Source organism: Pseudomonas sp. 05N434 (assembly GCF_056396965.1).
Genome location: NZ_JBFTMK010000137.1, coordinates 1 through 11,132, shown reverse-complemented (window position 1 = coordinate 11,132; position 11,132 = coordinate 1). Strand labels below are relative to the sequence as shown.

The following is an 11,132-nucleotide window of genomic DNA, read 5'->3' as shown; positions in this document are numbered from 1 at the left end:
CTGCGTGCAGTGCTTACACGTAGAACGATTTCAGCGGCGGGAAGCCATTGAACTCGACGGCGCTGTAGCTGGTGGTGTACGCACCGGTCGACAGCCAGTACAAACGATCACCAATGGCCAGGTTCAGCGGTAAACCGTACTTGTAGTTTTCGTACATGATGTCGGCGCTGTCGCAGGTCGGGCCGGCGATGACCACTTCTTCCATCTCGCCTTTCTTCTCGGTCCAGATCGGGAACTTGATGGCTTCGTCCATGGTTTCGATCAGGCCGGAGAACTTGCCCACATCCGTGTACACCCAACGCTCTACAGCGGTACGGGATTTACGCGCCACCAGCACCACTTCGCTGACCAGAATGCCGGCGTTGGCGATCAGCGAACGGCCCGGCTCCAGGATGATTTCCGGCAGGTCGTCGCCGAAGTCTTCCTTCAGGAAGCGGATGATTTCTTCAGCGTAGGTTTCCAGGCTGTTGGTGCGGGTGATGTAGTTGGCCGGGAAGCCGCCACCCATGTTGATCAGCTTCAGGTGGATGCCGTCTTCTTCTTTCAGGCGTTCGAAGATCACTTTGACCTTGGCGATTGCCGCGTCCCAGACGCTGATGTCGCGCTGCTGCGAACCGACGTGGAACGAGATGCCGTATGGCACCAGGCCCAGGTCACGAGCCAGGATCAGCAGGTCCATGGCCATGTCGGTCTGGCAGCCGAATTTGCGCGACAAAGGCCAGTCGGCAGTGGTCGAGCCTTCAGTCAGGATACGCACGTAGACTTTCGAGCCCGGAGCGGCCTTGGCGATGTTGCGCAGGTCGGCTTCGGAGTCGGTCGCGTACAGGCGCACGCCCTTGTCGTAGAAGTAGCGAATGTCTTTGGATTTCTTGATGGTGTTGCCGTAGCTGATCTGGTCGGCGCTGACGCCACGGCTCAGCACTTTGTCCAGCTCATAGATCGAGGCGATGTCGAAGCTCGAGCCTTTCTCTTTGAGCAGGTCGATGATTTCCACGGCCGGGTTGGCCTTGACCGCGTAGTAGACCTTGGCGAATTCGAAACCGGCACGCAGGTCGTCATAGGCCTGGGCGATCATCGCGGTGTCGATCACCACGAACGGGGTTTCTTGTTTGTCGGCGAAGGCCTTCATTTTCTGGAAGGTTTCGCGCGCGAAATAGTCTTCGACGTTGATCGACATGCTGGGAACTCCTACTGGCAAACTGAAATTATCAATGGGTGCAAATGAACGCCCTCCGTATCCCCACTTTGGTTCGCCTACTTCCCAAGGCATGTCGCCGAAAGCAAAAAGGCCATGGGAGGCGGTGCTTCCCTTGGCCTTGCTGTCTCGTCGTCAGTACTTGAGCCGGATGGATCGTTTCCAGCATGGACGTTCGGCGCGAACTTTAGGGCGTGAGGGGCTTGAGATCAACAAAAGACTTCACGACTGCTTCGCGGCCGGACGGGAGCAAGCTCCCTCGCCACAAAAGCACTAGAACCTCATACAAGTCAGGCCAACGCAGTTTCCGCTGGCGAAACAATGCTGGTCTTGCCCCCACGGGACTTGCCGGAGCTCAAATATTCCGCAATCGATTCCTGAGTCACTTCCCCCAGAAACACCCGCTCGGCATCCATCACCGGCAGCCACGAGCGGTTGAACTCGTACATGCGCGACAGCAGGATGCGCAAATGCTCGTCGTACGCCGCGGTGGCGTTGAACTCGCGCAGGTATTGCGCGCAGGTGCCTGTCTGGCGATGCAGGTCGCGACGGCGCACGTAGCCCAAGGCCTTGTTCTCGGCACAGGTCACCACTACGTAGCGCCGGTCCAGTTCGTCCATCAATTCCAGGGCTTCGGCCACCGGGGTTTCCGGGCTCACCGACGGCGCGTTGTCCGCCGCATCTTCAGCCTTCACCAGCAGCAAGCGTTTGAGCGTGCTGTCCTGGCCGACGAAGTTGCTGACAAAATCGTCCGCCGGATGCGCGAGCAAGGTGTCCGGGTGGTCGATCTGCAACAGCTTGCCGGCGCGGAAAATCGCGATTTTGTCACCGAGCTTGATGGCTTCGTCGATGTCATGGCTGACCATGATCACGGTCTTGTTCAGCGCCCGTTGCATTTCGAAGAACTCGTTCTGGATCATTTCGCGGTTGATCGGGTCGACCGCGCCGAACGGTTCGTCCATCAACAACAGCGGCGCATCCGCCGCCAGCGCTCGAATCACACCGATCCGCTGTTGTTGGCCGCCGGACAATTCACGGGGGTAGCGAGTCAGGTATTGCTTGGGTTCAAGCTTGATCATGCTCATCAACTCGCGGGCGCGGTCGTGGCATTTCTGTTTGTCCCAGCCGAGCAGGCGCGGAACGATGGTGATGTTTTCCTCAATGGTCATGTTCGGGAACAGACCGATCTGCTGGATCACATAACCGATGTTGCGGCGCAGGGTCACTTCGTCGAGGTCGGTGGTGTCTTCGCCGTTGATCAGGATCTTGCCCGAAGTCGGTTTGATCAACCGGTTGATCATTTTCAGCGTGGTGCTCTTGCCGCAGCCCGATGGCCCGAGGAACACGCAGATCTCGCCTTCATTGACGGTCAGACTCACCGAGTCCACGGCTTTCACATCTTTGCCGTTGCTTTGGAAGGTCTTGCTGAGGTTTTGAAGTTCGATCATTTGAGCAGTCCTTTTGGAGTCAGCGTGCGTTGCAGCCATTGCAGAAGCAGGTCGGCGAAGATGGCCAGGAGACTGACCAGCACCGCGCCGACGATCAGCATCGACATGTCGCTGCGGCTGATGGAAGCGAGGATGAGTACACCGAGGCCACCGGCGCCGATGGTGGCGGCGATGGTCATCACGCCGATGTTCATCACTACGGCGGTGCGGACACCGGCGAGGATCACCGGCACGGCAATCGGCAGTTCGACCATGCGCAGGCGCTGACCGAAGGTCATGCCGATACCCCGGGCGGCTTCGCGAATGCCGGGTTCCACGCCGGTCAGCGCCAGGTAGGTGTTACGCATGATCGGCAGCAGCGAATAGAGAAACACGGCGGTGATTGCCGGCATCGGGCCCAGGCCCTGGCCGAACCTGGAATAGAACGGCAACAGCAGRCCGAATAGCGCAATCGACGGCACGGTCAGCAAAACCGTGGCGCTGGCTTGCAACGGGCCGGCCAATGTCGGGAAGCGGGTCATCAGGATGCCCAGCGGCACGCCGACCAGAATCGCCAGCGTTACCGCGATGCCAACCAGGGTGATGTGCTGCCAGGTCAGGTGCAGCACTAGCGGCCAATCGAGATGGGAAAAGGCGTTGAGAAATTCCATGTCTTTTTCTCCTCTGCCTTATTGAACAGACAGCAGTGGATGCTGGCGCAGGAAATCGGCGGCAACGGATGAAGGGCTTTCGTGATCGACATCGACCCGTGCGTTGAGCTGGCGCATGGTGGCGTCGTCGAACAGTTCGGCCAGTGGCTTGAGCTCTTCGGCGAGTTTCGGGTGGGCTTCGAGGTAGGCCTGGCGCACCACCGGCGCGGCGGTGTAATCGGGGAAGTAATGCTTGTCGTCTTCGAGCAGCTTGAGTTTGAAGGCGTTCAAGCGACCGTCGGTGGTGTAGACCAGGCCGGCGAACACCTGGCCGTTGCGCAGGGCGGTGTAGACCAGCCCGGCATCCATCTGGCGAATGTTATTGCGGGTCAGGTTCATGCCATAGAGATCAACCATGCCGCCCAGACCGTCGGAACGGTTGGCGAATTCGGTGTCCAAAGCGACGAGGTGATTAGTCTTCGCCTCGGCTTGCAACACCTCGTTCAACTGGCTGATGGTGTTGATCTGCGGGTAAGCCTTCGCGGTTTTTTCCGGCAGGGCCAGGGCGTAGGTGTTGCTGAATTTCGACGGAGTCAGCCAGATCAGGCCTTTTTTCTCGTCGAGTTCTTTCACCCGGGCGTAGGACTGCGCGCTGTCGAGTTTTTCAGTGACATGGTTGTAAGCCACCAGCGAGACGCCGGTGTATTCCCAGAGCATGTCCAGTTGGCCGCTTTCGTGAGCACTGCGGGCCAGATTGCTGCCCAGGCCGCCGGTTACCTGGGTGTCGTAACCCTTGGTGCGCAGGTATTGGGAGGTGATTTCCGCCAGCAGGGTTTGTTCGGTGAACACCCGGGCGCCAATGCGGATCACGGGTTTTTCAGCGGCTTGGGCGATTCCTGCGAACAGCAGAACGCAGCCTAGTAAAAAGCTTGATGTCTTCATGAGAATTCCTTTGCCGAGGCTTAAGACGGGCGCAGGCCGCGTTCGAGCCAGAGGCGGCTGGCGAGTGTCACCAGTCCGTCGAGCAGCAAGGCCAGCAGGGCGGTGCAGGCCGCGCCGAGCAGCAGTTGCGGCTGATTGTTCAGGGCGATGCCGGGGAAAATCAGGCTGCCCAGGCTGTTGGCGCCAATCAGGAACGCCAGCGGCGCGGTCCCGACGTTGATCGCCAATGCCACGCGCACTCCACCGATGATGATTGGCACGGCGTTCGGCAGTTCGACCCGGCACAGCACCTGAGTCGGGGTCATGCCGATGCCGACGGCGGCTTCCTTGAGCGAACCCTGAACGTTTTTCAGCCCTTCATAGGTGTTGCGCACGATCGGCAACAGCGAAGCCAGGAACAGAGCGAAGATTGCCGGACCGCTGCCGATGCCGAGGATGCCCAGGGCGATGGCCAGTACGGCGAGCGGCGGCACGGTGTTGCCGATGTTKAAGATCTGCATGAAGCGTTCGGCGCGTCCCACCAGGGGCGGGCGGCTTAAAACGATGCCGGCGGGGATGCCCACAACGAGGGCAGCCAGCATGGAAGCGAGGACAAGAATCAGATGAGCTTGCAGGTAAAACAACAAATCGTCGCGGTACTGTTCGATCGTGTTGATGCCAATCCAGTGGACCAGCAGGGCCAGAAGAGCGACGACAACCGCACCTCCTGTCAGCCCTTTGCCATAGCGAATAGCCACAGGCAGACTCCTTTTTTCAGTCGGCGAACGCAGTCCCGTGTGGCATGCCATTCCTGGCTGCCGGGAAAATAACGTTCGCGAGAAGCAGCTCTTCATGCTGATGAAACCGCATGAGATAGAGCCATAAGCGCAGCCTCGTCAGGCTAACTTGCTGATTTTTCAGCCCCTGACGATGGGTCGTAACAGGGGAGTGGACGTCTCCAGCTTTTAAAAGGTTCCATAATCAGCAGCATTTAGCCACCAAGAAGGAGCTGCCCGCGCTGATTACGGCCATCGGCAGCTCCTGTGCGTGGTGGTCCGTAGATCACTTTTTAAGCTATACTCGCCGCCCTTTTTTGAATCACCGCCAGGCGATTTCCCATGACCAAACAGGCCGCCGAAGTCGCGAAACGCCGCACTTTCGCCATTATTTCCCACCCCGATGCCGGTAAGACCACCATCACCGAGAAGCTCTTGCTGATGGGCAAGGCGATTGCGGTTGCCGGCACGGTGAAATCTCGCAAGTCCGACCGCCATGCCACCTCCGACTGGATGGAAATGGAAAAACAACGGGGTATTTCCATTACCACGTCGGTCATGCAGTTCCCGTATCGCGACCACATGATCAACCTGCTCGACACCCCGGGCCACGAAGACTTCTCCGAAGATACTTACCGCACCCTGACTGCGGTGGACTCGGCATTGATGGTCCTCGACGGCGGTAAGGGTGTAGAACCACGGACCATCGCCCTGATGGACGTCTGCCGTCTGCGTGACACGCCGATCGTCAGCTTCATCAACAAACTCGACCGTGACATCCGCGACCCGATCGAACTGCTCGACGAAATCGAAGCGGTCCTGAAGATCAAGGCCGCGCCGATCACCTGGCCGATCGGTTGCTACCGCGACTTCAAGGGTGTTTATCACCTCGCCGACGACTACATCATCGTCTACACCGCCGGCCACGGTCATGAGCGCACCGAAACCAAAATCATCGAGAAGCTCGATTCCGATGAAGCGCGCGCGCACTTGGGTGACGAGTACGAGCGTTTCATCGAGCAGCTGGAACTGGTGCAGGGCGCCTGCCACGAATTCAATCAACAGGAATTCCTCGACGGCCAACTGACCCCGGTGTTCTTTGGTACCGCGCTGGGCAACTTCGGTGTCGATCACGTGCTCGACGCTGTGGTCGACTGGGCACCGCAACCATTGGCCCGTGTCGCCAACGAGCGCACCGTCGAGCCGGTGGAAGAGAAGTTCAGTGGTTTCGTGTTCAAGATCCAGGCGAACATGGACCCCAAACACCGCGACCGCATCGCCTTCATGCGCATTTGCTCCGGCAAATACGAAAAGGGCATGAAGATGCGCCATGTGCGCACCGGCAAGGACGTGCGGATCGGCGACGCGCTGACCTTCTTCTCCTCCGAGCGTGAGCAACTGGAAGAAGCGTTCGCCGGCGACATCATCGGCCTACACAACCACGGTACCATCCAGATCGGCGATACCTTCACCGAAGGCGAAACCCTGGGTTTCACCGGCATCCCGCACTTCGCCCCGGAACTGTTCCGTCGCGTACGCCTGCGCGATCCACTGAAATCCAAGCAACTGCGTCAAGGCTTGCAGCAACTGGCCGAAGAAGGCGCCACCCAGGTGTTCTTCCCCGAGCGCAGCAACGACATCATTCTCGGCGCCGTCGGTGTGCTGCAGTTCGATGTGGTCGCCAGCCGTTTGAAAGAGGAATACAAGGTCGAGTGCTCCTACGAGCCGATCACCGTGTATTCCGCGCGCTGGATCGAGTCCGGCGACAAGAAGAAGCTTGAGGAATTCACCAACAAGGCCGTGGAAAACCTCGCCCTCGACGGCGGCGGTCACCTGACTTACCTGGCCCCGACCCGGGTCAACCTGGCACTGATGGAAGAGCGCTGGCCGGACGTGAAATTCCGTGCGACGCGTGAGCATCACTAAGCGCTGAGTTGCAAACCCCAAAGCCCCGATGCGCGAGTCTCGGGGCTTTTTATTGTCTGGGCTGTGTACCGCACTGAAGCGACTCGGTTGTCCGGGTGCGACAGGGTTCTTCCTTCCGTGCTCGGCGAGCCCGCATCACTTAGTTGATCTGGTTATAGGCATTATTCGAAACCAATCTCCCTTCTCACGGCATTTCCCGACCTTCGTTAGCGTCCTATCTGGAGAATCGCGCTAAATTTCTCTCTGCGCCATTCCGGCACCCATGCTTCACCCAAGAAAGGATGGAATCGGCTATGAGCATTATTCAACGCATAGTGTTGCTGCTGAAGGTTTTGGTGATGCTATCCCTCGGCACGTCAGCGGCGTGGGCGGAGTGCACGAACCATGATGAACAGGCCTGGAGCGGGCAAGGCGTGCACAGCGAGCTGATGCTCGCCGCATCGGAATCGGGTAGCTCGAACGATGATGACTCGACCGACGACCCGGACAGCAACGAAGACGACACTTGAGCCTGAATGACAGGCAAAAGAAAACCCCTTCTGCCTGACTGATGCGCAGTCGGGGCAGAAGGGGTTTGGTTAACTCAGCAAAAGCGCGCCCCGGCACCGGGGCGCGTTTTTTTCAGGCCGCGCCGTCGAGGAATTGCTCGGCGTAGTGGCAAGCCACCTGGCGAGTGTTGAGCAGACGCAGGGCCGGCTCTTCGATGGCACAGCGCTCGGTCGCGTACGGGCAGCGCTTGTGGAAGGCGCAGCCGGACGGCGGGTTCAGCGGGTTTGGCAGTTCGCCGACGATCTTGATTTTCGGCTTGTCCGGATCCGGGTGAATGGTCGGCGTCGCCGACAACAACGCCTGGGTGTACGGGTGCAGGGGACGGGTGTAGATGTCCTCTTTCGGGCCCATTTCCACCGGACGGCCGAGGTACATCACCATCACGTGATCGGCAACGTGGCGTACCACCGCCAGGTTGTGGGAGATGAACACGTAGGCGGTGTTGAACTCTTGCTGCAAATCCATGAACAGGTTGAGTACCTGCGCCTGAATCGACACGTCCAGCGCCGAGGTCGGTTCGTCCGCCACCAGCACTTTCGGCTGCAACATCATCGCGCGGGCCAGGGCGATCCGCTGGCGCTGACCGCCGGAGAACATGTGCGGATAGCGCTGGTAGTGCTCGGGACGCAAGCCCACCTGCTTCATCATCGCCTGGACTTTCTCGCGACGTTCGGCGGCACTGAGGTTGGTGTTGATCAATAGCGGTTCAGCCAGTTGATCACCGATTTTCTGCCGTGGATTCAACGACGCGTACGGGCTCTGGAACACCATCTGTACATCTTTGCGCAGTTGCTTGCGCTGAGCCTTGTCGGCGCCGGCGACTTCCTGCCCGGCGATTTTCAATGAGCCGGAGGATGGCTCTTCGATCAACGTCAGGGCACGGGCCAGGGTGGATTTGCCGCAACCGGACTCACCCACGACAGCGAGGGTCTTGCCGGCTTCCAGTTCGAACGACACACCGTTGAGGGCGCGTACGGTCGCATGACCCTTGAACAGGCCGCGAGACACTTCGTAGTGACGGGTCAGGTTGCGGGCGGTAAGTACGACGGCCATTACGCCACCTCCTGGTTCAACGGGTAGAAGCAGCGGGCGAGGCTGTTGCTTTTCTGGTCAAKGGCTGGACGCTGGGTGCGGCAATTGTCTTGCACGTACGGGCAGCGCGGCGACAGCAGGCAACCTTGCGGACGGTCGTAACGACCGGGAACGATGCCCGGTAGCGTCGACAGGCGCGCAGCACCCAGGCTGTGTTCTGGAATGGCCTTGAGCAGCGCTTCGCTGTACGGGTGCGCCGGAATGTCGAACAGTTGTGGCACCTGACCGACTTCAACCGCTTGGCCGGCGTACATCACGCACACGCGCTGGGCGGTTTCGGCCACGACCGCGAGGTCGTGAGTAATCAGCACCAGGCCCATGTTCTGCTCTTTCTGCAGGGCCAGCAGCAGGTCCATGATCTGCGCCTGAATCGTTACGTCGAGTGCGGTGGTCGGTTCGTCGGCRATCAGCAGTTTTGGTTCGCCGGCAATCGCCATGGCGATTGCAACACGCTGGCTCATGCCGCCGGAGAGTTGATGCGGGTAGGCATCCATACGGCTGGCGGCGCCGGGGATTTCCACTTTTTCCAGCAGTTCGATGGCGCGCTTGCGAGCGTCCTTCCTGGACATTTTCAGGTGCAGGCGCAGCACTTCTTCGATCTGGAAGCCCACGGTGTAGCTCGGGTTCAGCGCGGTCATCGGGTCCTGGAAGACCATGGCCAGGTCTTTGCCGACGATCTGTCGACGCTGACGGTTGCTGAGCGCGAGCATGTTCTTGCCGTCGAAATTCAGGGCGTCGGCGGTGACGATCCCCGGACGCTCGATCAGGCCCATCAGCGCCATCATGGTCACGGACTTGCCGGAACCCGACTCGCCAACGATGGCCAGCACTTCGCCCTTTTCCACGGATATGTCGAGACCATCGACCACCGGAACGGCGTTGGCGTCGCCGAAGCGAACGTTGAGATTCTTGATTTCTAACAGTGACATTTGAATCTCCTCAGGCGGCGTTCTTGAGTTTCGGGTCCAGCGCATCGCGCAGGCCGTCGCCCATCAAGTTGATTGCCAGCACGCTGAGCAAAATGGTCAAACCAGGCAAGCTCACCACCCACCAGGCGCGTTCGATGTAGTCGCGAGCCGAAGCCAGCATGGTGCCCCACTCAGGGGTTGGCGGTTGTACGCCAAGGCCGAGGAAGCCCAGTGCCGCGGCATCGAGAATCGCCGAGGAGAAACTCAAGGTGGCCTGAACGATCAGCGGCGCCATGCAGTTGGGCAGCACGGTGACGAACATCAGGCGAGGCAGACCGGCACCGGCCAGGCGCGCGGCGGTCACGTAGTCGCGGTTCAATTCGCCCATCACCGCGGCGCGGGTCAGACGAACATAGGACGGCAACGAAACCACGGCGATGGCAATAATGGTGTTGATCAGGCCAGGGCCGAGGATGGCGACAATTGCCACCGCCAGCAGCAGGGACGGCAGGGCCAGCATGATGTCCATCAGACGCATGATGGTCGGGCCGAGCACGCGCGGGAAGAACCCGGCGAACAGTCCCATCAGGATGCCTGGAATCAGCGACATCACCACCGATGACAAGCCGATCAGCAGGGACAGGCGCGAGCCGTGAATCAAACGCGACAGCAGGTCACGACCGAGTTCATCGGTACCCAGCAGGAACTGGATATGCCCGCTTTCCAGCCAGGAGGGCGGGGTCAGCAGGAAGTCGCGGTACTGTTCGCTCGGGTTATGCGGTGCGACCCATGGGGCGAAGATCGCGCAGAAAATCACCAGCAGCATGAACATCAGGCCGGCGACAGCGCCTTTGTTCCTGGAGAACGCATGCCAGAATTCTTTGTAGGGCGACGGATACAGCAGGCTTTGATCGACTGCTACCGGTGTAGTGAGAGTGGTCATGGTCATTGATCTCAGCGCTGATGACGGATGCGTGGGTTGGCAAAGCCGTAGAGGATGTCCACTACGAAGTTGACCAGAATCACCAGGCAGGCGATTAACAGGATGCCGTTTTGCACCACGGGATAGTCCCGTGCGCCAATGGCTTCGATCAGCCATTTGCCGATGCCGGGCCAGGAGAAGATGGTTTCGGTCAGGACCGCGCCGGCCAGCAGCGTGCCGACTTGCAGGCCGACCACGGTCAGTACTGGAATCAGCGCATTGCGCAGACCGTGCACGAATACCACGCGCGATGGCGACAGGCCTTTGGCGCGGGCGGTGCGGATGTAGTCTTCACGCAGCACTTCGAGCATCGACGAGCGGGTCATCCGCGCAATCACCGCCAGCGGGATGGTGCCGAGCACGATGGCTGGCAGGATCAGGTGATGCAGGGCATCGAAGAACGCTCCGACGTCATCGGCCAGCAACGTATCGATGAGCATGAAACCGGTGCGTGGCTCGATGTCGTAGAGCAGGTCGATCCGCCYGGATACCGGGGTCCAGCCCAGGCTCACCGAGAAGAACATGATCAGGATCAGGCCCCACCAGAAGATCGGCATCGAGTATCCCGCCAGGGAGACACCCATTACCCCATGGTCGAACAGGGACCCTCGCTTGAGTGCCGCGATCACCCCGGCCAGAAGGCCCAGGATGCCGGCGAACAACATGGCGGCCGAGGCCAGTTCCAGGGTCGCGGGGAATAGAGAGC

Annotated in this window: 11 protein-coding genes; 2 read left to right on the top strand and 9 right to left on the bottom strand. The window is 59.8% G+C overall.

What is annotated here, in order from left to right; translation table 11 throughout:
* Window positions 1-13: 13 nt before the first annotated feature.
* From AC1DLB_RS11405 to AC1DLB_RS11385, 5 genes are all read right to left on the bottom strand, one after another.
* Window positions 14-1,177 carry a type III PLP-dependent enzyme gene (locus AC1DLB_RS11405; protein ID WP_018929507.1) on the bottom strand — a complete coding sequence of 388 codons (1,164 nt, stop codon included), beginning with the start codon at window positions 1,175-1,177 and terminating at the stop codon, window positions 14-16.
* A 308-nt stretch (window positions 1,178-1,485) separates the two neighbouring features.
* Window positions 1,486-2,643, bottom strand: a complete 1,158-nt coding sequence (locus AC1DLB_RS11400; protein ID WP_018929508.1) for an osmoprotectant ABC transporter ATP-binding protein OsmV — start codon at window positions 2,641-2,643, stop codon at window positions 1,486-1,488.
* The gene (locus AC1DLB_RS11395) at window positions 2,640-3,293 is read right to left on the bottom strand and encodes an ABC transporter permease (protein ID WP_018929509.1); all 654 of its coding nucleotides are present in this window, start codon (window positions 3,291-3,293) and stop codon (window positions 2,640-2,642) included. The genes AC1DLB_RS11400 and AC1DLB_RS11395 overlap by 4 nt, the downstream gene beginning before the upstream one ends.
* Before the next feature lie 18 nt (window positions 3,294-3,311).
* Window positions 3,312-4,214, bottom strand: coding sequence for a glycine betaine ABC transporter substrate-binding protein (locus AC1DLB_RS11390; RefSeq protein WP_477744041.1), 903 nt, complete (start codon window positions 4,212-4,214; stop codon window positions 3,312-3,314).
* A gap of 20 nt (window positions 4,215-4,234) precedes the next feature.
* Complete coding sequence (locus AC1DLB_RS11385) at window positions 4,235-4,951, bottom strand: ABC transporter permease (protein WP_477785019.1); 717 nt, start codon at window positions 4,949-4,951, stop codon at window positions 4,235-4,237.
* A gap of 360 nt (window positions 4,952-5,311) precedes the next feature.
* On the opposite strand from AC1DLB_RS11385, the gene AC1DLB_RS11380 reads away from it, so the two are divergent.
* A complete protein-coding gene (locus AC1DLB_RS11380; protein WP_064616153.1) occupies window positions 5,312-6,895 on the top strand; it encodes a peptide chain release factor 3 in 1,584 nt (527 codons plus the stop codon).
* Between the two features lie 293 nt (window positions 6,896-7,188).
* Window positions 7,189-7,404, top strand: coding sequence for a hypothetical protein (locus AC1DLB_RS11375; RefSeq protein ID WP_018929513.1), 216 nt, complete (start codon window positions 7,189-7,191; stop codon window positions 7,402-7,404).
* 112 nt (window positions 7,405-7,516) lie between these two features.
* Here AC1DLB_RS11375 and AC1DLB_RS11370 read toward each other — a convergent pair whose 3' ends face one another.
* From AC1DLB_RS11370 to AC1DLB_RS11355, 4 genes are all read right to left on the bottom strand, one after another.
* Window positions 7,517-8,497, bottom strand: coding sequence for a peptide ABC transporter ATP-binding protein (locus AC1DLB_RS11370; protein WP_477744040.1), 981 nt, complete (start codon window positions 8,495-8,497; stop codon window positions 7,517-7,519).
* Window positions 8,497-9,465, bottom strand: coding sequence for an ABC transporter ATP-binding protein (locus tag AC1DLB_RS11365; protein WP_477785018.1), 969 nt, complete (start codon window positions 9,463-9,465; stop codon window positions 8,497-8,499). Before AC1DLB_RS11365 ends, AC1DLB_RS11370 begins: the two co-directional genes overlap by 1 nt.
* 10 nt (window positions 9,466-9,475) lie before the next feature.
* Window positions 9,476-10,387 (bottom strand): ABC transporter permease subunit, encoded by a 912-nt coding sequence (locus tag AC1DLB_RS11360; protein ID WP_064621194.1) that lies wholly within the window; start codon window positions 10,385-10,387, stop codon window positions 9,476-9,478.
* 11 nt (window positions 10,388-10,398) lie between these two features.
* On the bottom strand, window positions 10,399-11,132 hold a 734-nt coding region (locus AC1DLB_RS11355), incomplete at its 5' end, for an ABC transporter permease subunit (RefSeq protein WP_477785017.1).

Excerpts from the sequence above, each read along its gene's own strand:
- AC1DLB_RS11405 (WP_018929507.1), bottom strand. The coding sequence starts at position 1,177 with ATGTCGATCAACGTCGAAGACTATTTCGCGCGCGAAACCTTCCAGAAA.
- AC1DLB_RS11370 (WP_477744040.1), bottom strand. The coding sequence starts at position 8,497 with ATGGCCGTCGTACTTACCGCCCGCAACCTGACCCGTCACTACGAAGTG.
- AC1DLB_RS11375 (WP_018929513.1), top strand. The coding sequence starts at position 7,189 with ATGAGCATTATTCAACGCATAGTGTTGCTGCTGAAGGTTTTGGTGATG.
- AC1DLB_RS11400 (WP_018929508.1), bottom strand. The coding sequence starts at position 2,643 with ATGATCGAACTTCAAAACCTCAGCAAGACCTTCCAAAGCAACGGCAAA.
- AC1DLB_RS11390 (WP_477744041.1), bottom strand. The coding sequence starts at position 4,214 with ATGAAGACATCAAGCTTTTTACTAGGCTGCGTTCTGCTGTTCGCAGGA.
- AC1DLB_RS11360 (WP_064621194.1), bottom strand. The coding sequence starts at position 10,387 with ATGACCACTCTCACTACACCGGTAGCAGTCGATCAAAGCCTGCTGTAT.
- AC1DLB_RS11380 (WP_064616153.1), top strand. The coding sequence starts at position 5,312 with ATGACCAAACAGGCCGCCGAAGTCGCGAAACGCCGCACTTTCGCCATT.